The sequence below is a fragment of the Pseudomonas sp. 1928-m genome (assembly GCF_029269135.1).
Classification (GTDB): domain Bacteria; phylum Pseudomonadota; class Gammaproteobacteria; order Pseudomonadales; family Pseudomonadaceae; genus Aquipseudomonas.
The window spans coordinates 1-23,114 of the sequence record NZ_JARIXO010000001.1; the positions used below are offsets into that span (position 1 = coordinate 1).

A 23,114-nucleotide genomic window follows, 5' to 3' on the forward strand; every position below is an offset into this window, starting at 1 on the left:
CTATATGCCACCCTGAATTTTGCGCATCAATAGTAACTTACGAATTATTCGACACCAGCAACATCCAGGATCAAAATATTAAAAAACACGCCAAGGGCGATATTGAGAAAAAAGTTTTCACTCTCACTAACACCAATAATGAGTGGCGCATTAAAACAGGCATGGGAAATCCATATATTCTTAGCGAGGTATACAACAAAAAAATTGCCATGCGAAGCGGCCTCTAACAATGCGCTCAAATCGCTCACTTCGTTCGCTGGGACGGGCTAAAGCCCGCCCCTTACCTTAATCGTTAGGCAACACACTAATCTATGAATCACTGAAATGAATTCACCTTTCATTAAAAATTCTATTTTTTGCGCAATAATTTTTGCACATATAGCCTTTAGCTTCCATTTCAACTGGCCTATAGCAAACATATACAAAAGCATTAAATACAAATATGATCAAGTATATGAGGGCACAGTAATCTCCACAAAGGTGCATGGTGGTACCCTCAGGAGCTGCTCAAGAATTAAAGTAAGTTACAGGTATGAAATAAATGAAATTCCATATTTTTCAAGTGATTTATGGAATAAGAGCACATGCAAGAACGAAGAGAGTAGTAGAGAATTTCTCTCACTGACTGAAAACCAAAAAGTAAGTGTCTACAGTAGCGAGAAAAATCCAGACCATTCGGTTTTGAAGGTCGTGACCCCTAGTATCTGGCAATGGTTTATACCTGTTTTTTTTACAGCTTTCACAACCTGGGTATTTCCGCCGGTTCTACCTAGATTTCGCAGGTCATAAAGTATTTATGCTTGAACGCCTAACTAGTGGTTCAAATCGTTCGCTTCGCTCACTAGGACGGGCTAAAGCCCGCCCCTTAACCAAACGTTAGACGCTGCACAGCCACCGCAGGGAGCCCTCATGTATTCGCATATATTTTTTGGTGTCACTGACTTTGAGCGTGCTTTAGTTTTCTATAACTCTTTAATGTCTTGCTTGGGCTTAGAAACTCGTTTTTGTGATCGAAATAGGCCTTGGGCCGGCTGGCATAGCGCTGGCGGCACTCAACCCCTCTTCCTTATAGGAAAACCATACAATGAAAAACCGCATAGTTGTGGCAACGGCAGCATGGTGGCTTTTCAAGCAAAAAACCGTGCAATAGTTGATGCCGCCCATAAAACAGCGCTAATCAATGGTGGTATTTGCGAGGGTAAACCAGGCTTGCGCCCTGAGTATCATGAAAATTATTACGGCGCATACTTCAGAGATCCTGATGGCAACAAAATCTGCATTGCTTGTCACACACCTGAAGGCGAAGTTAATGTCCTAGTAAGCAACGTCTAACAATGCGCTCAAAGCGCTCACTCCGTTCGCGGGGACCGGCGAAGCCGGCCCCTTAACCAAACGTAGCCTTGCTTGCCTCATTTTGGGAGTGACACTATAGTATCACTCCCGCATAGACTATGGGTGCCACCATGAAAGTTGAGCTCGTTACCAATCTCAAGCGCCAAGCCACGAAAATCCTCGCAGATCTGCATGTTTCAAAGGAGCCGGTACTGATCACCGAGCATGGCCAGCCATCTGCGTATCTCGTCGATGTACAGGATTACGAGTTTATGCAACGCCGACTGGCACTGCTTGAAGCGCTCTCGCGTGGAGAGCGCGCTGTACTTGAAGGGAGAACGTACACCCAAAGTGAGGCCATGGAGAAAATGAGCAAATGGCTGAAGTAATCTGGACGGAGCCCGCCCTCCAAGAGCTGGAAGCCATCGCTGAGTACATTGCCCTAGATAATCCCACAGCAGCAAATCAGTTAGTCAGCGCTGTTTTCGAAAAAACCAAACGTCTGGAAAGCTTTCCCCAATCAGGTCGAACTCCGCCAGAACTTCCAAACTCCGTTTATAGAGAGCTAGTGACACCACCCTGCCGGGTTCTTTATCGTGAAGACGGCAACCATGTTTTCATCCTCTTTGTTATGAGAGAAGAGCGGCAGCTTCGCGCTTATATGTTTGAGAATAGCTAACCGCTTTTTTCGCTCACTGGGACGAGCTAATGCCCGCCCCTCAGCTTAATCGCTATACCTGAAAGGAAACCCCATGAAACTTATACTTCTTGGAAATGCCGGCTCAGGAAAGAGCACACTTTCAAAAAAACTTATTGCTAGAGAGCCGGCAGCACGCTTATCACTTGATGAGGTTGCATTTCATAACGGCGCAGAGCGCCGCCCGCTCGAAGAAAGCATTGCTGATGTTGAAAAGTTTATACAGTCACATAATCACTGGATAATTGAAGGCTGTTATGCCGACATAATCGAGGCTGTCGTACATGAATGCGATGAGCTCATATTTCTGAACCCAGGAATAGATACCTGTATTGCCCACTGTCGCTCAAGGCCTTGGGAACCTGAGAAATTCAACTCCCGCCAAGAGCAAGATGAAAATCTAGACAATCTGATCGACTGGGTTAAATCATATGAAAGTCGAGTAGATGAGTACGGCCTTAGTCGACACAGGCGTCTGTATGATTCATATAGCGGAAAGAAGCGTGAACTGAAACACACCACGCAGTATGAAACGCTATAAAAAATATTTTGAACCGTTCACTCCGCTCACTGCAACTGGCCAGGCCCCTCTCCTCTGCAAGCGCTTTACTTTCAACTATTGCATAGCGCAACGGCCAACTCCCGCCACGCCGAACTGCTAAGGTCACGCATGGGCTCGTCTCATGTGGGCTAGCAGAGCCCAAGCCTTTGTGGGCTGCTGCACTGAATCCACAGGGTCAACACGTACGCTCAGGCCGCTTTGAGCGAGTAACCGCCACCGATTCAGTTGCAGAGCACCGAAATGTCCGCCAAACCCCAGCCCGAACCCCAGCAGAATCATCTGCTGGCAGCCTTGTCGCCCGAGGTGCAATCCCGGTTGTTCCCGCACCTGGAACTGGTGCCATTGCCGTTGCGCGCAGTGTTGTATGAATCCCGCCGGCCGATGCGTCACGTTTACTTCCCGACGGACTCCATCGTCTCGCTGCAGTACGTGATGGAGAACGGGGCGTCGACCGCCATCCTGGTGGTGGGCAATGAGGGGTTGCTCGGCATCAGCCTGCTGATGGGCGGGGAAAGCACGCCGAGCCGTTCGCTGGTGCAGAGCGCCGGCTACGCCTATCGGCTCCCCAGGCAGCGGGTGAAAGAGGAGTTCAACCGGCATGGCCAGCTGTTGATGCTGATGCTGCGTTATACCCAGGCGCTGATTACGCAGGTCTCGCAGACGGCGGTCTGCAACCGGCATCACTCGATCGACCAGCAGCTCTGCCGCTGGTTGCTGCTCTCCATGGATCGCCTGTCACACAACCACTTGACCATGACCCAGGAATTTATCGGCAATATGCTCGGCGTTCGCCGCGAGGGCGTCACCCAGGCCGCGTTGAAGTTGCAGCAACTCGGCGTGATTTCATATTCACGCGGCTTGATCAAAGTACTTGATCGGCCAAAACTGGAAGCGCTGACTTGCGAGTGCTATTCGGTGGTCAAAAAGGAAACAGACCTGCTACTTGATTACATACCGCAGCGCCAAATCATCACCGATACCGACGCCATTCCCACTGCAACGCTGCCCACGCTGTAGCACTGCGCTGATCACAGCCGCCAAGCGCCGGGGAAACGCAGCCTCTACCGCTTATTGGCATGCCATACGACTACCTATGAACCCAGAGATTCAGGCCAGATTTGATAGTTACCCTATAGCGGCTAAGCAGCAGCTTGAGCGGGTACGCGCGCTGATTCTGGCCATTGCCGCTGAGTACAAGCTGGGCGACGTCGAGGAGACGCTGAAGTGGGCCGAGGCCAGTTATTCAGTCAAGGGCGGTTCGCCGATTCGCATCGACTGGAAAGCCAAACAGCCGGATGCGATCAAGGTGTTCTTCCATTGCCAGACGCGCCTGGTGGCCACCTTCAGGGAAATCTACCGCGATGCGTTCGTCTATGAGGGCAACAGAGCTGTAGTGATCCCTCTGGATAGCGATATTGAGCAGGTGCCGCTCCGGCATTGCCTGCTGCTGGCGCTGCAGTATCAGAGCCTGAAACACTTGCCACTGCTGGGCGCATAGGCTGACTGGCCGCCTATCAACCGCCCAATTCCTCTTCAATAAATCCGAGACAAACATGGACGTCAGAAAATCCGCACGCTTATTGATCGTCGATGCCGATGGCCGGCTGCTGCTGTTTAACTACAAGGACGAGCATCAAGCCCCCTTTTGGGCGACCGCTGGCGGCGAGTTGAAGGCGGGTGAAGATTACCGGGCTGCAGCCGCCCGCGAGCTGTATGAGGAAACTGGGCTCAGGCTGGAAATCGGCGCGTTATTGAAAGAGCGCGATGAGGTTTACGCCGTAGCCCGTTCGGTGCCGGCCAGATGGCTTGAGCAGTACTTCCTGGTGGAGTGCCCGGCCAATACACCGGTGTTTGCCGCCGACTGGACGGAGGAAGAGCAGAGCACGATTCAGCAGTGGCAATGGTGGGCTCTGGCGCATCTGCAGCAAGCGCCGCCGTCACTCTTGAAACCCGAATGGCTACCCGAACTATTGCAGGCCGTACTACTTGCTCGTCAGCCCTAGCAGGCTGTTGAAAAACTACCTGCGTTGCCATTGCGGCGTTAAAAACAGGCCGGGACACGACGTCTCAAAATGCTCATTTACAACTCGTAAACTCCGCTTTTTCGCCTGCTTTTGCCTTGCACTGGCTGCCACGCCAACGTTTTCCAACGGCCTGCTAAACCCGCGCCGCGCAAGACTTCCCGCTGAAAACCCGGATAATGGCCGCCATTCGTTTAGCCCGTATTCTGGTAATCCCGCATGGAAATCAAGGTCAAGTTTCTCGACAACCTCCGACTTGAAGCCAAGTTCGATGACTTCACGGTGGTGGCTGACCAGCCCATCCGCTACAAGGGCGATGGCTCGGCGCCGGGGCCGTTCGATTACTTTCTGGCCTCTTCGGCGCTGTGTGCGGCGTACTTTGTGAAGCTGTATTGCGACACGCGCAGTATCCCCACTGACAACATCCGCCTGTCGCAGAACAACATCGTTGACCCGGAAAACCGCTACCAGCAGATCTTCAAGATTCAGGTCGAGTTGCCGGCGGATATCTCCGAGAAGGACCGCCTGGGCATTCTGCGCTCCATCGACCGCTGCACGGTGAAGAAGGTGGTGCAGGCCGGGCCGGAGTTCGTAATCGAGGAGGTGGAAAACCTCGATGCCGATGCCCAGGCGCTGCTGATGCCTGCACTGACTGCCGGCGAGGGCACGCGCATTCTCGGTAAGGACCTGCCGCTGGAGCAGACCATCGCCAATATGTCGGGGATTATGGCCAAGCTCGGCATGAAGATTGAGATCGCCTCGTGGCGCAATATCGTGCCCAACGTATGGTCGCTGCATATCCGCGATGCGCATTCGCCGATGTGTTTTACCAACGGCAAGGGCGCAACCAAGGAAGGCGCACTGGCCTCGGCGCTGGGCGAGTTTATCGAGCGGCTGAACTGCAACTTCTTCTACAACGATCAGTTCTGGGGCGAAGAGATCGCGGGGGCTGCGTTCGTGCATTACCCGGACGAGCGCTGGTTTAAACCGGGGCCCAAGGACGCGCTGCCGGCGGAGATTCTCGACGACTACTGCCTGGCGATTTACAACCCGGACGACGAGCTGCGCGGTTCGCACCTGTACGACACCAACTCCGGCAACACGCTGCGCGGCATCTGCTCGCTGCCCTTTGTGCGTCAGTCCGATGGCGAGGTGGTGTACTTCCCCTCCAACCTGATCGAGAACCTGTTCTTAAGCAACGGCATGAGCGCCGGCAACACCCTGGCCGAAGCCCAGGTGCAGTGCCTGTCGGAGATTTTCGAGCGCGCGGTCAAACGCGTAATCCTCGAAGGCGAGCTGTGCCTGCCTGATGTGCCGCAGGAGGTGCTGGCCAAGTACCCGGCCATTCTCGCCGGCATTCAGGGCTTGGAAGCTCAGGGCTTCCCGGTGCTGGTAAAAGATGCGTCCCTGGGCGGCGAATTCCCAGTGATGTGCGTAACCCTGATGAATCCACGCACTGGCGGCGTGTTCGCCTCGTTCGGCGCGCACCCAAGCTTTGACGTGGCGCTGGAGCGCAGCCTGACTGAGCTGCTGCAAGGCCGCAGCTTCGAGGGTTTGAATGACCTGCCGCCGCCAACCTTTGAAAGCCAGGCGCTGATGGAGCCAAACAACTTCGTCGAGCATTTCATCGATTCCAGCGGCGTGGTGTCGTGGCGCTTCTTCAGCGCCAAGGCCGATTACGAATTCGTCGAGTGGGACTTCTCTGGTCAGGGCGCAGACTCGAACGAGCAGGAGGCCGCAACCCTGTTCGGCATCCTCGAAGAGCTGGGCAAAGAAGCCTATATGGCGGTGTATGAGCACCTGGGCGCCACGGCCTGCCGCATCCTGGTGCCGGGTTACTCCGAAATTTATCCGGTCGAAGACCTGATCTGGGATAACACCAACAAGGCACTGCTGTTCCGCGCGGACATCCTCAACCTGCACAGCCTGAATGATCGCGGCTTGAAATCCCTGCTGCGCAACCTGGAAAACAGCGATGTCGACGATTACACCGATATCACCACGCTGATCGGCGTCGAGTTCGACGACAACACAGTGTGGGGCCAGCTGACGATTCTTGAGCTGAAGCTGCTGATCCACCTGGCGCTGAAGAAGTACGACGACGCCAAGGAGCTGACCGAGGCCTTTCTGCAGTACAACGACAACACTGTCGAGCGCGGCCTGTTCTATCAGGCGTTGAACGCAGCGTTGGAAGTGCAGTTGGACGATGAATTGGAGATGAGCGACTTCGAGCCAAACTTGCGCCGTATGTTTGGCAATGAGCGGATGGATGCGGTGCTGGGCTCGCTAGACGGCAGCGTGCGCTTCCACGGCCTGACGCCGACCAATATGCAGCTGGAGGGGCTGGACCGCCATCTGCGCTTGATTGAGAGCTACAAGAAGCTGCACGCGGCACGGGCCAAAGTGGCCGCTGTATCGGGTTGAGCGCAGAAGATACCCGCGAGTACGACTGCAACACTGAACGGCTATATCGCTATGTTTAAGCAGCCTCCGGCTCACTGAACCACCTACGCTGAACGCCACGCACACCAACCACAACACACGAGGGAACGTATGAACTTTGTACTAGGCAACTTCAAATGGCTGATGCTGGTGTCCGGCGTGCTCACCGCCAGCATGTTCTACGGCCTGTTCGCGCCGCAGGCTGCGCTTGAATCGATGTTTGGGGCGTCGTTTACCGGCCAGCTGGAGTCCATCGTGATTCGCAGCTGGTCAGCACTGGTTGGCCTGATGGGCGTGATCCTGATTTATGGCGCGCTGAACGAAAACCACCGAGCCTTCTGCGCCGCCATCGCGGCAACGAGCAAGGCGATTTTCGTCACCCTGGTGCTGATTTATGGCCAGGCGTTTCTGAGCAAGGCCGCTGCAGCGATCATCATGGATATCCTGGTGATCAGCGCCACGCTGATCTTCCTGCTGGCGCTACGGATCAAGCGCTAGAGCGCTTAGCGTCATGTAATCCTGAAATGTCTGAGCACTGTAGGGTGGATGACGCTGTTTTCATCCACCACGATTGTGCGGCTGGTGGATGGGTAAAGCGTCATCCACCCTACGCTCTGGCTTATGGCGCTGCGGCCAGCACCGCGCAGTTGCGGCCCTGGTGTTTGGCTTTGTAGAGCAGGCGGTCCACTGTTTCGAGAAAGGCCTGGGGCTGATCGAGCGGGCCGGGGGTCAGGGTGCCGACGCCGAGGCTTAAGGTCAGCAGGGGGCTGACCTGAGAGTGGGCGTGCTGGATGTTCTGCTCGCGAATCAGCTGGCGGCAGCGCTCGGCGACCTGGGCGGCGGCCTGGGCATCGGTTTCCGGCAGCAGCAGAACAAACTCTTCACCGCCATAGCGGGCCATCAGATCACGCGGGCGCACGGCTGCGCCGCTCAATGCCTGGCCGACACTTTTCAGACAATCGTCGCCCTGGATATGGCCGTAGTGGTCGTTGTATTCCTTGAAATAGTCGATATCCAGCAGGATCAGTGACAGTGGCTGACCGGTGCGCTGGGCGTTGCTCCACTCCACCTGCAGGCGGCTGTCGAACATGCGCCGGTTGGCCACGCCGGTGAGACCGTCGAGGTAGGACAGTTCTTCGAGCTGTTGCTGCAATTGCAGCAGCTGCTGCTCGGTCTGCTTGCGCTGGCTGATATCAAACATAAAGCCGATCAGCGACTCGACTTCGCCAGCCTCATTGCGCAGTACGTGCACCACATCGCGAATCCACACGTAGTCGCCATCGCGGGTCAGGGCGCGGTAGTCGGCTTCATGGTCGGTGCCGGCTTGGGACTGCGACACGCAGAAAGCCACGACGCTGTCGCGGTCTTCGGGGTGCATGCGCTCGGCCCAGTCGTTGGCGCTGACCCAGCTGGCCTGCGGCCAACCGAGCAGGGTTTCGATCTGCGGGCCGATATAGGCGAAGGTCATGCTGGCCCAGTCGATCTTCCAGGGGATGGCCTTGGTCGACTCCAGCAGGGTCTTGTACACCGCGCTATCGGTAATCATCGAGTTAGGCATGGCGAGCAATCCGGGCGAGGTATAGCGCAGGTTGTAACCAAGATCGGCAACCGACGCAACCGCAGGGCGGATGACTGGCCAGTACTGCCGCAGAATGCACAAGGGCCGCTAATGCGGCCCTTGTGGGTTACGCCGAGGTGCGATCAGGCATGCACCTGGGATGGGTCACGACGGCTGTCCGGGCCGTTCATCAGCGCGGCACCGGTGGTTTCATCCATGGCCTGCTGCAGGGCTTTCTTGCGCTTCTCTTCGGCGCGGTGGGCGAAGAACCACACCAGGAAGGTGGCGAAGGACACCGCCAACAGGATCAGACTAGCCACCGCGTTGATTTCCGGCTTCACGCCCAGACGCACGGCAGAGAAGACTTCCATCGGCAGAGTGGTCGAACCCGGCCCGGAAACGAAGCTGGCGAGTACCAGGTCGTCCAGCGACAGGGCGAAGGACATCATGCCGCCGGCTGCCAGCGAAGGCGCAATCATCGGAATGGTGATCAGGAAGAACACCTTCCACGGTTTGGCACCCAGGTCCATGGCCGCTTCTTCGATGGACAGGTCCAGCTCACGCAGCCGCGACGACACCACCACCGCCACATAGGCAGAACAGAAAGTGGTGTGGGCGATCCAGATGGTCAGCACACCACGCTCGGCAGGCCAGCCGATCAGCTGGGCCATGGCCACGAACAGCAGCAACAGCGACAGACCGGTGATCACCTCGGGCATTACCAGCGGCGCGGTGACCAGGCCACCGAACAGCGTGCGGCCCTTGAAGCGGGTAACGCGGGTCAGCACGAAGGCGGCCATGGTGCCCAGCGCTACGGCGGCAATCGCGGTGTAGCAGGCGATTTCCAGCGAGCGCATCACCGAGTTCATCAGCTGGGTGTTGTCGAGCAGGCCGACGTACCACTTCACCGACCAGCCACCCCACACCGTTACCAGCCGCGAGGCGTTGAACGAGTAGATGACCAGAATCAGCATCGGCAGGTAGATAAAGGTCAGGCCGGCCCACAGCATAAAGTTGGAGAAACTGAAACGCTTCATGGTCGACCCTCCATCTCTTTGGCCCGATTCTGGGTGGAAAGCCGGTTAAACAGAATGATGGAGGCTATGCCAGGGAACTGCTTCATGGCCGACCCTCCATTTCTTTAGCCTGGTTGCGGTTAAACAGAATGATGGGGACGATCAGGATCGCCAGCATCACCACAGCCAGAGCGGAGGCAACAGGCCAGTCGCGGTTGTTGAAGAACTCCTGCCACAGCACCTTGCCGATCATCAGAGTTTCCGGGCCGCCGAGCAGTTCTGGAATCACGAACTCACCCACCACCGGGATAAACACCAGCATGCAGCCGGCGATGATGCCGTTCTTGGCCAGCGGCACGGTGATTTTCCAGAAGCTGTTGTAGGTGCTCGAACCCAGGTCCGCGGCCGCTTCCAGCAGGCTCTGGTCGTGTTTAACCAGGTTGGCGAACAGCGGCAGGATCATAAAGGGCAGGTACGAATAGACGATACCGATGTACACCGCCAGGTTGGTGTTGAGGATCTGCAGCGGCTCGTTGATCAGCCCCAGCCACATGAGGAAGCCATTGAGCAGGCCATTGTTGCTGAGGATGCCCATCCAGGCATACACGCGGATCAGGATCGCCGTCCAGGTCGGCATCATGATCAGCAGCAACAGCACCATCTGCTTGTCCTTGTCGGCACGGGCGATGGCGTAGGCCATCGGGAAGCCGATAACCAGGCAGAGCAGCGTGCTGATCGTGGCCATCTTCAGCGAGCCCATATAGGCCGCCAGGTACAGCGCATCCTCACTGAGGAAGATGTAGTTGCCCAGGTTGAGCACCAGGGTGAATTTGTTTTCCACCCAGGTGTACACGTCGGTGTACGGCGGGATGGCCACGTCGGCTTCGGCGAAGCTGATCTTCAGAACGATGAAGAACGGCAACATAAAGAACAGGAACAACCAGAGGAACGGCACCCCGATAACCAGGTGCCGGCCCGTGGGCATGCGGCGGCTGATGCTTCGGATAATGTTCATGAGCGCAATGCCACCCCGCTATCGTCCTCCCACCAGACGAACACTTCATCGTCCCAGGTAGGCCGAGCGCCACGCCGTTCGGCGTTGGCAACGAAGGATTGCACCACCTTGCCGCTTGGCAGCAGCACGTGGAATACCGAGTGGCCGCCAAGGTAGGCGATGTCATGCACGGTGCCGCGCGACCAGTTGTGCTCGCAGGTTGGCTGCTCGGTGGTGACCAGCAGTTTTTCCGGGCGAATGGCGTAGGTGATGCTCTTGTCCTGCACCGAGGTGCTGACGCCGTGGCCGACGAAAATATTGCGTTCCAGGTCCGGGCTGGCGATCAGCGCATGGCCTTCCATGTCCTCGACCACCTGGCCTTCGAACAGGTTGACGTTGCCGATAAATTCGCAGACCAGGCGGCTGGTCGGGGTTTCGTAGATGTCCACTGGGCTGCCGATCTGGGCAATCCAGCCCAGGTGCATGATGGCGATGCGCTGGGCCATGGTCATGGCCTCTTCCTGGTCGTGGGTCACCATCACGCAGGTCACGCCGACGCGTTCGATGATCTCGACAAGCTCAAGCTGCATCTGCGAACGCAGCTTCTTGTCCAGAGCACCCATGGGTTCGTCGAGCAGCAGCAGTTTCGGCCGTTTGGCCAGCGAGCGAGCCAGGGCCACGCGCTGACGCTGACCACCGGAAAGCTGATGCGGCTTGCGCTTGGCGTACTGGGTCATGTGCACCAGCTTGAGCATTTCTTCGACGCGGGCGTCGATTTCGGCTTTCGGCAGTTTGTCTTGCTTGAGGCCGAAGGCGATGTTGTCAGCCACGCTCATGTGCGGGAACAGCGCGTAGGACTGGAACATCATGTTGATCGGCCGCTCGTAGGGCGGCAGGTCGGTGATGTCTTCACCGTCGAGCAGGATGCGCCCTTCGGTCGGACGCTCGAAGCCGGCGAGCATGCGCAGCAGGGTCGATTTACCCGAGCCGGAGCCGCCGAGCAGGGCGAAGATTTCACCCTTGTTGATGGTCAGCGAAACGTCTTCGACAGCAATCGTTTCGTCGAATTTCTTGGTCACGCGCTCGATCTTGACCAGCACCTCTTTCGGTTGCTGATCACCCTCGAGAACCTTTTTATAGGCACTGGAAGCAACTGCCATTACCAAAACTCCCGCAAAGAATGGGTCGTGGACCCGAATATAATCTGCCGCGCGTGGCGCAGCGGGCCGTACGGTCAGGCCAGGCCTGCCGTACGCTGTGTTGCAGTTTCCGCTTAGCGACCCGACTTGATCTTCGACCAGGCGCGCGTCATCGCACGCTGGATCGTCGGTGGCAGCTCAGCAGAGATGTAGAGTTTGTCCAACACGGCCTGCTCTGGATAAACCGAAGGGTCGTTACGCACCTCCTGGTCCATCAACTCACCCGCCTTGAGGTTAGGGTTGGCGTAACCGACATAGTCGCTGACCTTGGCAATCACCGCCGGGTCGAGCAGGTAGTTGATAAAGGCGTGCGCTTCCTTGACGTTCTTCGCATCGGCTGGAATGGCCATCAGGTCAAACCACAGGTTGGCGCCTTCCTCGGGGATGCTGTAGGCAATTTCGATGCCCTTGCCCGCTTCCTCGGCGCGAGCGGCCGCCTGGAATACGTCGCCGGAGTAGCCGAACGCCACACAGATGTCGCCGTTGGCCAGGTCGCCGATGTACTTCGAGGAGTGGAAGTAGGTGACGTAAGGACGCACGGCCATCAGCTTGGCCTCGGCCTTCTTGTAGTCTTCTGGATCGGTGCTGCGCGGGTCGAGGCCCAGGTAGTTGAGTACGGCAGGAAACATCTCATCGGGCGAGTCCATAAAGGCCACGCCGCAGGCGTTGAGCTTCTTCAGGTTCTCTGGCTCGAAGAGCGTGGCCCAGGAGTCGATTTCGTCGATCCCGAGCACTTCCTTGACCTTGGCCACGTTGTAGCCAATGCCGTTGGTGCCCCACAGGTACGGCACCGAATACAGGTTACCGGGGTCGTTGACATCCAGCTGCTTGAGCAAAGCCGGGTCAAGGTTTTCCCAGTTCGGCAGCAGGCTGCGGTCGAGCTTCTGGAACGCGCCCGCCTTGATCTGCTTGCCGAGGAAATGGTTGGACGGCACCACGATGTCGTAGCCGGAACGGCCCGCCAGCAGTTTGCCTTCCAGGGTTTCGTTGGAGTCGAACACGTCGTACATGGCTTTGATGCCAGTAGCCTTCTGGAAATCGGCCAGGGTGGTTTCGCCGATATAGTCAGACCAGTTGTAGACATTGACCACAGGCTCAGCGGCTTGCACGGCGCTGATGCTGACGGCGGCGGCCAGCAGGCCGGCCAGAAGTGGAGTACGACGCATAGGAGCTTCCTTATTGTTGTGGGTGAATGCGGCGGAGCAACCCGCCGCACACCATTAGGGCTATGGCATTACTTACCCGATTTGATCTTGGTCCAGCTGCGGTTCATCGCGCGCTGCGCGTTAGCTGGCAGATCCGGGAAGGTGTAGATCTTGGCCATGGTGGCCGCGTCCGGGTAGATGCCCGGATCGTTACGCAGTGCTTCGTCAACCAGCGGGGTGGCCGCGGCGTTGCCGTTAGGGAACTGCACGAAGTTGGTGATGTTGGCCATGACGTCTGGCTTCATCAGGTAGTTGAGGAACACGTGAGCGGCTTCGACGTTTTTCGCATCAGCTGGGATGGCCATCATGTCGAAGAAGCTGCCAGCACCTTCTTTCGGGATGCTGTAGGAGATGTTCACGCCGTTCTTGGCTTCTTCAGCACGGGACTTGGACTGATACAGGTCGCCCGAGTAGCCGATGGCCACGCAGATGTTGCCATTGGCCAGGTCGCCGATGTACTTGGAGCTGTGGAAGTAGGAGGTCGAGGAACGGATCGAGAGGAACAGTTCTTCGGCTTTCTTCAGCTCGCCGGCATCGGTGCTGTCGGGCTTGAAGCCCAGGTAGTTGAGCGCTGCCGGGATGATTTCGGTCGGCGAATCAAGGAAGGACACGCCGCAGTCTTTCAGCTTGGCGATGTTTTCCGGCTTGAACACCAGGTCCCAGGAATTGACCGGAGCGTCTTCGCCCAGTGCCGCCTTGACCTTGTCGACGTTGTAACCGATACCGATGGTGCCCCACATGTAGGGAATCGAGTACTGGCTACCCGGATCGCTTGGGTCGAGCGCCTTGAGCAGACCCTTGTCGAGGTTTTCCCAGTTTGGCAGCTTGGATTTGTCCAGCTTCTGGAACACACCGGCCTTGATCTGCTTGGCCAGGAACGGGTTGGACGGCACGACGATGTCATAACCGGAGCTGCCAGCCAGCAGCTTGGCTTCCAGGGTTTCGTTGCTGTCAAAGACGTCGTAGACGACCTTGATGCCGGTTTCCTTCTGGAAGTTGTCGAGGGTGTCTTCTGCGATGTAGTCGGACCAGTTGTAAACGTGCAGGACCTTGTTATCCGCGTGCGCGGCACTCACTACAGCCCCAGCAAGGGACAACGCGAGAAGGGTTTTGCCGAATGTGTTCATGCGTACAGCTCCTGTTGTTGTAGTCGTTTCCGGAAGATGCGCAGCCATCTGCAGCACCTTCCGGCGAGCCTGACCTACGCACTGGCGCAGTCTGGCAAGGTCACCCTCGGTTGACAACTTTCAGACGTAAGCATCTGAAACCAAAGATTATTAAACCTTAAACCAGCACCTCTGCAGCGGTCAGGTCGAGGCATTTACGGGCCTTTTCCAGCAGTTCGTCGATCTCCGCATGGCTAATTACCAGCGGCGGCGAAATGATCATGGTGTCGCCCACGGCGCGCATGATCAGACCGTTAGTAAAGCAGTGCTTGCGGCATACCATGCCCACGCTGACATCGGCGGCGAAACGCGTGCGGCTGGCCTTGTCCTGCACCAATTCAATGGCGCCCAACATGCCAACGCCGCGCACTTCACCGACCAGCGGGTGATCGGCCAGCTCACGTAGACGCTTTTGCAAATACGGTGCCGTTTCTGCCTTGACCCGCTCAACAATCTTTTCTTCGCGCAGGATGCGCAGGTTCTCCAGGGCCACCGCAGCGGCCACCGGATGCCCGGAATAGGTAAAGCCGTGGTTGAAGTCGCCGCCCTGGTTGAGCACCTCGACGATATCGTCGCGCACGATCAGCCCGCCCATCGGGATGTAGCCGCTGGTCAGGCCCTTGGCGATGGTCATCATGTGCGGGGTGTTGCCGAAGTAATCGCTGCCGAACCATTCGCCGGTACGGCCGAAACCGCAGATCACTTCATCGGCAATAAACAGAATGTCGTACTTGGCGAGGATTTCGCGGATGCGCGGCCAGTAGCTGTCCGGCGGGATGATCACCCCGCCTGCGCCCTGGATCGGCTCGGCAATAAAGGCGGCCACGTTCTCTTCGCCGACTTCAAGGATCTTCTGCTCCAGCTGGTCGGCGGCCCAGATACCGAACGCTTCGGGGCTCATATCGCCGCCCTCACCGAACCAGTACGGCTGCGGGATATGCACGATGCCGGGAATCGGCAGATCGCCCTGCTCGTGCATGTACTTCATGCCGCCCAGGCTAGCGCCGGCCACGGTGGAGCCGTGGTAGCCGTTGACCCGGCTGATGATGACCTTCTTGTTTGGCTGACCTTTGACCGCCCAGTAATGGCGCACCATGCGCAGCATGGTGTCGTTGCCTTCCGAGCCCGAACCGGTGAAAAACACATGGTTCATCCCTGTCGGGGCCAGCTCAGAAATCGCCTTGGCCAGCTCCAGCGCCGGCGGCGTGGCGGTCTGGAAGAACATGTTGTAGTAGGGCAGCTCTTGCATCTGTTTCGCGGCGGCGTCTGCCAGTTCCTTGCGACCATAGCCGATTGCCACACACCAGAGCCCGGCCATGGCATCGAGGATCTTGTTGCCCTCGCTGTCCCACAGGTACACGCCGTCGGCCTTGGTGATGATGCGCGGCCCATTTTCCGCCAGCTGTTTGAAATCGCTGAACGGCGCGAGGTGGTGATCACGGCTCATGGCCTGCCACTCGCGGGTTTTCGGGTTGGTCACTTGACTGTTCATAACAACACCTTGATTACACCGGCTACGTGTTGCCGCAGCCGCAGAAAATTCTTGGCAGTGGCTGGCGCAGGGATCACCCGCGCCAGCCGCCTGAGGATTACACCGACAGCAGCAGGAACTCACGCTCCCAAGAGCTGATGACCCGCTTGTAGTTCTCGTGCTCGGCGCGTTTTACCGCGACATAGCCGCGCATAAACTTGTCGCCCAGGTACTTCTCCGCTTCCTTACAGGCTTCCATGCGCTCCAGCGCGTGCTCGATGGTGATCGGCAGACGCAGGTTGCGGCGCTCGTAGCCACGGCCTTTGACCGGGACGCTTGGCTGCAGGCCATCGACCATGCCCATATAACCGCACAGCAGGGAGGCGGCGAGTACCAGGTAAGGGTTGGCGTCGGCACCGGCCAGGCGGTTTTCCACGCGGCGGTTCTGCGGCGTGGCTTCCGGTACGCGCAGGCCCACGGTGCGGTTCTCTTCGCCCCACTCGACGTTCACCGGCGCCGAGGTGTCCGGCAGGAAGCGGCGGAACGAGTTGACGTTCGGCGCGAACAGCGGCAACAGCTCGGGGATGTACTTCTGCAAGCCGCCGATGTGCTGCATAAACAGTTCGCTCATGCTGCCGTCGGCATTGGAGAACAGATTCTGCCCGGTCTTGATGTCCACCACGCTCTGGTGGATGTGCATCGCGCTGCCCGGCTGATCGGTGATCGGCTTGGCCATAAAGGTGGCGGCCACGTCGTGCTTGAGCGCCGCTTCACGCATGGTGCGCTTGAACACGGTGATCTGGTCGGCCAGGTGCAGGGCCTCGCCATGGCGGAAGTTGATTTCCATCTGCGCAGGGCCGTCTTCGTGGATCAGCGTGTCGAGGTCCAGGCCCTGGATTTCGCACCAGTCGTAGACGTCTTCAAACAGCGGATCGAATTCGTTGGCGGCATCGATGGAGAACGACTGACGGCCCACTTCCGGACGCCCGGAACGGCCCATCGGCGCGACCAGGGGGAAATCCGGGTCGCTGTTGCGCTTGGTCAGGTAGAACTCCATTTCCGGCGCGACGATTGGCTTCCAGCCCTTGTCAGCGTAGAGCTTGAGCACATTCTTGAGAATGTTGCGTGGCGACAGCTCGATCGGGTTGCCCTGCTTGTCGAAGGTGTCGTGGATCACCATCGCAGTCGGCTCAATGGCCCAAGGCACGAGGAACACGGCGTTCTCGTCCGGGCGGCAGAACATGTCGATGTCCGCCTCGTCGAGCAGGTCGTAATAGATGTCGTCCTCGACGTAGTCGCCGGTTACGGTCTGCAGCAGCACACTCTCGGGGAGGCGCATGCCTTTCTCGTCGAGGAACTTGTTGGTCGGCGAAATCTTGCCACGGGCAATGCCGGTAAGATCGCTGATCAGGCATTCAACTTCGGTGATTTTGCGTTCTTTCAGCCAGCTCGAAAGCTGGTCTAATTTGGTGCTCATAGAGACCTCAGGGTTGGTTAGAGCCGACCTATATATAGTCGGCTCAGCGTTGCCCCGCCGTCTTCCTGCAAGCCTCACCAAAGGCCTGGAAGATGGCGAGATAATTCGGGTTGGATCGTACCTGCCATTCAGGGTGCCATTGCACCCCCAATGCGAAGCTTTTGGCACCTTCGACGGAGAAGGCTTCGATCAACCCGTCAGGCGCCAGTGCTTCTACGCGAAGGCCCGGCGCCAGACGCTGAACGCCCTGGCCATGAATGGAATTGATAAGAAACTCGTCCGGCAAGCCGATGCCGGCGAGCAGCCCGCCCGGCTGCACATGCAGCGCGTGACGCAGGCCATATTGCTGATCCGCCGGCAGCCCTTCAGGCTCGCGGTGATCCATATAGCCTTCGACCTCCTGCACCTTCTGATGCAGAGTGCCGCCAAAAGCTACGTTCATCTCCTGAAAGCCACGGCAAATGCCGAGCACCGGGATACCGGCGGCAATTGCTGCTTTAATCAAGGGAAGGGTTGTACTGTCACGCGCCGGGTCATGGGCGGTGCCGGGTTCGCTGGCATCGCCAGCATAGTGGTGCGGTTCAACGTTGGATGGCGAGCCGGTAAACACCAGGCCATCGAGGTGCTGCAGCAGGTAAGCCTGATCAAGCTGCTCGCCCAGTGCGGGAATGATCACTGGCATACCGCCAACCACCTGAACGATGGCCTGCAAGTATTTATCGCCTGCGGTGTGGTAGATGTTGTGCCCGATCTGCTTGGTGCAGGCACTAACGCCGATAATCGGCTGGCGCGACATGAGACACCCGTTTTATTGCTGTTATGGGTTTCGACCGAGCTTAGCCTTGTTCATTTTTTTTCACAATAGTCATGTAAAAAATTGAACACACCCGACTGAGCACCCCGGCAGACAAGGCCTCCAGCAGGGCTGCATTGCCCTGTAATGCCCTAAAACTGGCCATCGAGCCCCCTTTTGGGGCAAAATGCGCCTCTCTTGACAGCATCTGGTGTTTAAGATTGACTCACACCCGTGCAGTTGCATGATTGATATTTTTAACAAAAAAGGTGTTGCATCATGTCGGTACCCCCGCGTGCCGTTCAGCTTAACGAAGCGAACGCGTTCCTTAAGAAACATCCTGAGGTCCTGTTCGTCGACCTTCTGATCGCAGATATGAATGGTGTGGTGCGCGGCAAGCGTATCGAGCGTGCGAGCCTGCATAAGGTTTACGAACGCGGCATTAATCTCCCGGCTTCTCTGTTCGCCCTGGATATCAACGGCTCGACGGTGGAAAGCACCGGCCTGGGTCTGGATATCGGCGACGCCGACCGGGTCTGCTTTCCCATCCCCAACACCCTGAGCAATGAGCCCTGGCAGAAGCGCCCAACCGCGCAACTGTTGATGACCATGCATGAAATGGAAGGCGAGCCGTTCTTCGCCGACCCACGGGAAGTGTTGCGCCAGGTGGTTGCGAAGTTCGACGAACTGGGCCTTACCATTTGCGCAGCCTTTGAAATCGAGTTCTACCTGATCGACCAGGCCAACGTGAACGGCCGTCCACAGCCGCCGCTGTCGCCACTGTCGGGCAAGCGCCCACAGTCGACCCAGGTGTACCTGATCGACGACCTCGACGAATATGCCGAGTGCCTGCAGGACATCCTCGAAGGCGCCAAGGAGCAGGGCATCCCTGCCGACGCCATCGTCAAGGAAAGCGCCCCGGCGCAGTTCGAGGTCAACCTGCACCACGTCGCCGACCCGATCAAGGCCTGCGACCACGCGCTGCTGCTCAAGCGCCTGATCAAGAACATCGCCTACGACCATGAGATGGACACCACCTTCATGGCCAAGCCCTACCCCAACCAGGCGGGTAACGGCTTGCACGTACACATCTCGATTCTCGACAAGCAGGGCAACAACATCTTCGCCTGCGACGACCCGGTACAGAATGACGCCCTGCGCCACGCCATCGGCGGTGTGCTGGAAACCATGCCGGCCTCGATGGCCTTCCTCTGCCCGAACGTCAACTCTTACCGTCGTTTCGGCGCGCAGTACTACGTGCCGAACTCGCCGTGCTGGGGCATCGACAACCGCACCGTCGCACTGCGCGTACCGAATGACACGGCCGATGCCGTGCGCATCGAACACCGCGTTGCCGGCGCCGATGCCAACCCCTATCTGCTGATGTCGGCCGTGCTGGCAGGCGTGCACCACGGCCTGACCAACAAAATCGAGCCAAGCGCACCGGTGGAAGGCAACTCCTACGAGCAGAACGAACAAAGCCTGCCGAACAACCTGCGCGATGCCCTGCGCGAGCTGGACGACAGTGAAGTGCTGGCGCGTTATATCGACCCGAAATACATCGATATCTTCGTCGCCTGTAAGGAAAGCGAGTTGGCCGAGTTTGAAAACTCGATCTCCGACCTCGAATACAACTGGTACTTGCACACGGTTTGATGCAACACCCAAACGCCGGCCTTTGAGCCGGCGTTTTCTATTTCACACGTTGCGTAGCACCTGCCCTTTTATTCACGCCTCGGCGCGATGACGGGCAACCTGCGCCGCGAATTCCTGCTGACGCGACATCAACCTATTCAGGAGATCTCCATGCCTCGCCTGCTTGCCTCACTGCTGCTTGCCCTGACGCCGCTGCTGGCCAGCGCCGAAGAGGTGATTCGCGTCTACAACTGGAACGATTACATCGCCCCGCAGGTGCTCAAGGATTTCGAGGCGCAAACCGGCATCCGCGTCGACTACCAGACCTACAGCACCGCCGAAGAACTCGAAGCCGTGCTGGCCAGCGGCGAGGCCATCGATGTCGCCGTGCCGTCGCATGACGCCCTGCCGGCGATGATCAAGAACGGCACCCTGCAGCCGCTGGATTTCAACCTGCTACCCAACCGCAAGCACCTCGACAAGCAGCTGCTCAGCACCCTGGTCGCCCTCGACCCGGCCAACCGCCATGCACTGCCCTACCTGTGGGGCGCCGTAGGCCTGGCGATCAACACACCACAGGCCGAAGCCGCCTTTGGCGGGCCGTTGCCCAATAGCTGGAGCCTGCTGTTCGATGCCGAGCAGAGTTCGCGCCTGGCCACTTGCGGCATCAGCGTGCTGGACGCTCCTGACGAGACCCTGACCCTGCTGCTCAACTACCAGGGCCGGAGCCTGGCGCGCAGCGCACCTAGCCGCATCGAACGCTCCAGCCAGGTGCTGCATGACCTGCGGCCGAACCTGCGCTACGTCGACAGCGAGCGTTATATCGACGACCTCAACCAGGGCAAGCTGTGCGTGGCCATGGCCTGGGTCGGTGATGCACTGGCCGCCGCCGATGCGGGTCAACCCGTGCGTTTTTTAGTGCCGGATGAAGGCTCGATCCTGTTTATCGACAATCTGGTAATCCCCAGCAGCGCCAAGCGCGTCGACCTGGCACACCGCTTTATCGACTACCTGATGCAGCCCAAGGTTGCCGCGCTGATCACTGCGGAAACCCTGTACCCCAGCGGCAACGCCGATTCCCGCGAGTTTCTCGACGAAGCCCTGCGCAACCAGCCAGACCTCTACCCGGACCGCGACACCAAACGCCGCCTGCACCCGCTGGAAACCCTGCCAGAAAAGCACAGCGCGACCCGCGATGCCGTATGGACGCGTTTTCGTGATGGCAGTTGAGTGATGTGGAAGGAGCCCGGATGTAATCCGGGCTAGCAACTGTAGGAGCCAGCTTGCTGGCGATCAGCGGATCAACAGCATCGCCAGCTAGGACTAGGCGCCCCTGACTCCTACAAAAAGCCTACAGCGCCGTGGCAGTTACTTGACCAGCTGACGCCAGGCCTTTAACGAACCGATGGTCAGCAACTGCGCCTTGCGCGCAGCCAGTACTTCCGGGTCGATGGGCTGATTGGCCAGTTCCGCCAGCTTGTTCAGTTCACCGTACAGACGGTCGACTTCCGCCACGTCCAGCACCTCGCGGGCCAGATGCAGCCAGACCAACAGGCGCTCGATGCGCGGCAGCTGTTCGGCCAAATCTTCCGGCTGCTGCTGATAACGACGCAGTTGCAGGGCCGCGCCTTCTTCGGCAATCAGCGTCGGCAGCCAGTTGCCCAGCGGCGCAGCGCCCTGGCGATTGCCACGGTTATTGCGCTCCGCAGTCCAGCTGCGGGCCAATAGCCAGCGCGACAGGTTCAGCGAGAACAACCCCCAGCGATTGCCCTGCAGTTCGGCGGCGAACAACGCCGGGGCGTTCTTGCGCAGGCTGTCATCGTCCTGCCCTGCCAGCACGCGCGGGCGCCACTCCAGCAGCAAGGCATCCAGCAATTCACGCAAGGCATGGCTGCTGGCACGCGGCGCGGCCTGACCAAGGCTGCTGAGCAGCGCACGCAGACCGATCAGTTGCTCCAGCCAGTCGACCAGCAAACGCCAGTGACCATTGAAGCGGTACTGCTCGGCCAGACGCTGGCTGCTGCCCAGCAGGTGCCAGGCCAGTGCCGCGACACTGTCATCCAGGCTGGTTTCCGCGCTCAGGCTCGGCGCCGGCAGGCTCAGGCTGTAGCTGCCGGCATCGAACAGGCGGTAACCGCGCTCGGCCTTGCTGATATCACAAGGCATCAGCGCCAGGTCGGCGGCCAACTCGGCGGCCAGTTCCAGCAGCGCCTCAGGCTCACCCTGACGCAGCTCCAGCTCCAGCTCGCAGATTTCTTCTTCGCCTTCGCCAGCAATCACCTTGCCCAGGTCCAGCGCGGCCTCGATTACCACGCGGGCCTTGCCGCGACCCCAGGCGATTTCCGCCTTCTCGCGGATAAAGTCGGTGGTGAAGATCGGCACCAGCTGCTTCTTGTCCAGGTCGGCCAGGGTCGCCGGCCAGCAGCTGTCATCGAGTTTTTTCAGGTCCAGCTTGGCCTTGGCCAGGTTCCAGTCCCACTCATTGCGCTCGGACAAACCGGCCACGCTTTGCCCACGGGTTTTCAGGGTCTGGATAAACTGCTCGCCATCACGGCGCACGCGCAGGGCCACCTTGGCGGCGGCCAGATCGCGCTCGGGGGTATCGAAGTACTGATTGAACAGTTCGCGCTGCTCCCAACCACTCTTGTTGCGTTTCTTCAGCAACGGGTGATCACGCAGGGCGGCCAGGGTTGCACGGCTAACCCGCAGTTTAATTTCGGTTTCTTTGTTCATGATGGTGGGGATCAACGCCTACTATGAAATTGTGACAGTCCGATTACCTGCGCTGGCGAGCCTGCGGACTGATCCGTATACTTGCCGCCTTCTTAACGCCGGGGTTCACCCTATGCCAGTCAATCCATTTGCCAGCCTGTTTGGCCGCTCACCGATTGGGCCGATGCAAAAACATTTTGCCAAAGCCCACGAGTGCGCAGCCAATCTGGTGCCCTTCTTCGAAGCCGTGATGGTGGAAGATTGGGCCAAGGTGGAACAGGTACAACAGGAAATGGCTAGCCTCGAACATGAGGCCGACAAGCTCAAGAAAAGCGTGCGCCTGCACCTGCCCAAGAGCCTGTTCCTGCCCGTACCGCGCTCGGATCTGCTTGAGCTGCTGAGTGTACAGGACAAAGTCGCCAACCGCGCCAAGGACATCGCTGGGCTGATGCTCGGCCGTGAAATGGCCATTCCGCAAGCTCTGCAGCCGCTAATGCGGGCCTTTGTGCAGCGTACCGTGGATGCCAGCACGCAAGCGCTGAAAGCCATGAACGAGCTCGACGAGCTGCTGGAAACCGGCTTTGGCGGCCGTGAAGCAGCGCTGGTCGAATCCATGGTCATGGAGCTGGAACAGATCGAACGCGACACCGACAAGATGCAAATCGAGGTCCGTCGTGCGCTGTTCAAACTGGAGAAGGACCTTCCCCCTGTCGATGTGATGTTCCTCTACAAGATCATCGAATGGATCGGCGACGTAGCCGATCGTGCCGAACGTGTCGGCAACCGACTGGAACAACTGCTGGCGCGCTAAGCGCCAGTGTCCTTTCTGGAATC

At 58.3% G+C, this 23,114-nt stretch carries 23 protein-coding genes; 13 read left to right on the forward strand and 10 right to left on the reverse strand.

What is annotated here, in order from left to right:
* The 10 genes from P3C18_RS00005 to P3C18_RS00050 form a co-directional block, all read left to right on the forward strand.
* A partial coding sequence (locus P3C18_RS00005) for a hypothetical protein (RefSeq protein WP_275959838.1) occupies positions 1-227 on the forward strand: 227 nt, incomplete at its 5' end.
* Between the two features lie 682 nt (positions 228-909).
* The gene (locus P3C18_RS00010; protein ID WP_275959839.1) at positions 910-1,332 is read left to right on the forward strand and encodes a VOC family protein; all 423 of its coding nucleotides are present in this window, start codon (positions 910-912) and stop codon (positions 1,330-1,332) included.
* A gap of 131 nt (positions 1,333-1,463) precedes the next feature.
* A complete protein-coding gene (locus P3C18_RS00015; protein ID WP_275959840.1) occupies positions 1,464-1,721 on the forward strand; it encodes a type II toxin-antitoxin system Phd/YefM family antitoxin in 258 nt (85 codons plus the stop codon).
* Positions 1,709-2,011 carry a type II toxin-antitoxin system RelE/ParE family toxin gene (locus P3C18_RS00020; protein WP_275959841.1) on the forward strand — a complete coding sequence of 101 codons (303 nt, stop codon included), beginning with the start codon at positions 1,709-1,711 and terminating at the stop codon, positions 2,009-2,011. Before P3C18_RS00015 ends, P3C18_RS00020 begins: the two co-directional genes overlap by 13 nt.
* A gap of 73 nt (positions 2,012-2,084) precedes the next feature.
* A complete protein-coding gene (locus P3C18_RS00025) occupies positions 2,085-2,570 on the forward strand; it encodes a hypothetical protein (RefSeq protein ID WP_275959842.1) in 486 nt (161 codons plus the stop codon).
* A 261-nt stretch (positions 2,571-2,831) separates the two neighbouring features.
* Positions 2,832-3,608: a Crp/Fnr family transcriptional regulator gene (locus tag P3C18_RS00030; RefSeq protein WP_275959843.1), complete on the forward strand. Its 777-nt coding sequence runs from the start codon at positions 2,832-2,834 to the stop codon at positions 3,606-3,608.
* A gap of 76 nt (positions 3,609-3,684) precedes the next feature.
* Positions 3,685-4,089 carry a DUF1801 domain-containing protein gene (locus P3C18_RS00035; RefSeq protein WP_275959844.1) on the forward strand — a complete coding sequence of 135 codons (405 nt, stop codon included), beginning with the start codon at positions 3,685-3,687 and terminating at the stop codon, positions 4,087-4,089.
* Positions 4,090-4,144: 55 nt separating this feature from the next.
* Entirely contained in the window at positions 4,145-4,594 is a 450-nt protein-coding gene (locus P3C18_RS00040; protein ID WP_275959845.1) for an NUDIX domain-containing protein, read from the forward strand.
* Positions 4,595-4,831: 237 nt separating this feature from the next.
* The gene (locus P3C18_RS00045; protein ID WP_275959846.1) at positions 4,832-7,036 is read left to right on the forward strand and encodes an OsmC domain/YcaO domain-containing protein; all 2,205 of its coding nucleotides are present in this window, start codon (positions 4,832-4,834) and stop codon (positions 7,034-7,036) included.
* 129 nt (positions 7,037-7,165) lie between these two features.
* Positions 7,166-7,552 (forward strand): hypothetical protein, encoded by a 387-nt coding sequence (locus P3C18_RS00050; RefSeq protein WP_275959847.1) that lies wholly within the window; start codon positions 7,166-7,168, stop codon positions 7,550-7,552.
* Between the two features lie 121 nt (positions 7,553-7,673).
* Here P3C18_RS00050 and P3C18_RS00055 read toward each other — a convergent pair whose 3' ends face one another.
* The 9 genes from P3C18_RS00055 to P3C18_RS00095 form a co-directional block, all read right to left on the reverse strand.
* The gene (locus tag P3C18_RS00055) at positions 7,674-8,612 is read right to left on the reverse strand and encodes a sensor domain-containing diguanylate cyclase (RefSeq protein WP_275959848.1); all 939 of its coding nucleotides are present in this window, start codon (positions 8,610-8,612) and stop codon (positions 7,674-7,676) included.
* Positions 8,613-8,755: 143 nt separating this feature from the next.
* Positions 8,756-9,649, reverse strand: a complete 894-nt coding sequence (locus P3C18_RS00060; RefSeq protein ID WP_275959849.1) for an ABC transporter permease subunit — start codon at positions 9,647-9,649, stop codon at positions 8,756-8,758.
* An 82-nt stretch (positions 9,650-9,731) separates the two neighbouring features.
* Positions 9,732-10,613 (reverse strand): ABC transporter permease subunit, encoded by an 882-nt coding sequence (locus P3C18_RS00065; protein WP_275961549.1) that lies wholly within the window; start codon positions 10,611-10,613, stop codon positions 9,732-9,734.
* A 26-nt stretch (positions 10,614-10,639) separates the two neighbouring features.
* Positions 10,640-11,782, reverse strand: coding sequence for a polyamine ABC transporter ATP-binding protein (gene potA / locus P3C18_RS00070; RefSeq protein WP_275959850.1), 1,143 nt, complete (start codon positions 11,780-11,782; stop codon positions 10,640-10,642).
* A 113-nt stretch (positions 11,783-11,895) separates the two neighbouring features.
* Entirely contained in the window at positions 11,896-12,987 is a 1,092-nt protein-coding gene (locus P3C18_RS00075; protein ID WP_275959851.1) for a polyamine ABC transporter substrate-binding protein, read from the reverse strand.
* Positions 12,988-13,055: 68 nt separating this feature from the next.
* Positions 13,056-14,153, reverse strand: a complete 1,098-nt coding sequence (locus tag P3C18_RS00080) for an extracellular solute-binding protein (RefSeq protein ID WP_275959852.1) — start codon at positions 14,151-14,153, stop codon at positions 13,056-13,058.
* A gap of 157 nt (positions 14,154-14,310) precedes the next feature.
* Positions 14,311-15,684: an aspartate aminotransferase family protein gene (locus tag P3C18_RS00085; RefSeq protein ID WP_275959853.1), complete on the reverse strand. Its 1,374-nt coding sequence runs from the start codon at positions 15,682-15,684 to the stop codon at positions 14,311-14,313.
* 97 nt (positions 15,685-15,781) lie between these two features.
* On the reverse strand, positions 15,782-17,140 hold the full coding sequence (locus P3C18_RS00090; protein ID WP_275959854.1) for a glutamine synthetase family protein: 1,359 nt from the start codon (positions 17,138-17,140) through the stop codon (positions 15,782-15,784).
* 43 nt (positions 17,141-17,183) lie between these two features.
* The gene (locus tag P3C18_RS00095; RefSeq protein ID WP_275959855.1) at positions 17,184-17,936 is read right to left on the reverse strand and encodes a gamma-glutamyl-gamma-aminobutyrate hydrolase family protein; all 753 of its coding nucleotides are present in this window, start codon (positions 17,934-17,936) and stop codon (positions 17,184-17,186) included.
* 276 nt (positions 17,937-18,212) lie between these two features.
* Here P3C18_RS00095 and P3C18_RS00100 point away from each other — a divergent pair, with 276 nt between their 5' ends.
* Both P3C18_RS00100 and P3C18_RS00105 read left to right on the forward strand, forming a co-directional pair.
* On the forward strand, positions 18,213-19,589 hold the full coding sequence (locus P3C18_RS00100; RefSeq protein WP_275959856.1) for a glutamine synthetase family protein: 1,377 nt from the start codon (positions 18,213-18,215) through the stop codon (positions 19,587-19,589).
* A 150-nt stretch (positions 19,590-19,739) separates the two neighbouring features.
* A complete protein-coding gene (locus tag P3C18_RS00105) occupies positions 19,740-20,798 on the forward strand; it encodes a polyamine ABC transporter substrate-binding protein (protein ID WP_275959857.1) in 1,059 nt (352 codons plus the stop codon).
* A 138-nt stretch (positions 20,799-20,936) separates the two neighbouring features.
* Here the strand turns inward: P3C18_RS00105 and P3C18_RS00110 are convergent, their stop codons facing one another.
* Positions 20,937-22,301: a CYTH domain-containing protein gene (locus tag P3C18_RS00110; RefSeq protein ID WP_275959858.1), complete on the reverse strand. Its 1,365-nt coding sequence runs from the start codon at positions 22,299-22,301 to the stop codon at positions 20,937-20,939.
* Between the two features lie 112 nt (positions 22,302-22,413).
* Here P3C18_RS00110 and P3C18_RS00115 point away from each other — a divergent pair, with 112 nt between their 5' ends.
* Positions 22,414-23,091, forward strand: coding sequence for a TIGR00153 family protein (locus tag P3C18_RS00115; protein WP_275959859.1), 678 nt, complete (start codon positions 22,414-22,416; stop codon positions 23,089-23,091).
* Positions 23,092-23,114: the final 23 nt, after the last annotated feature.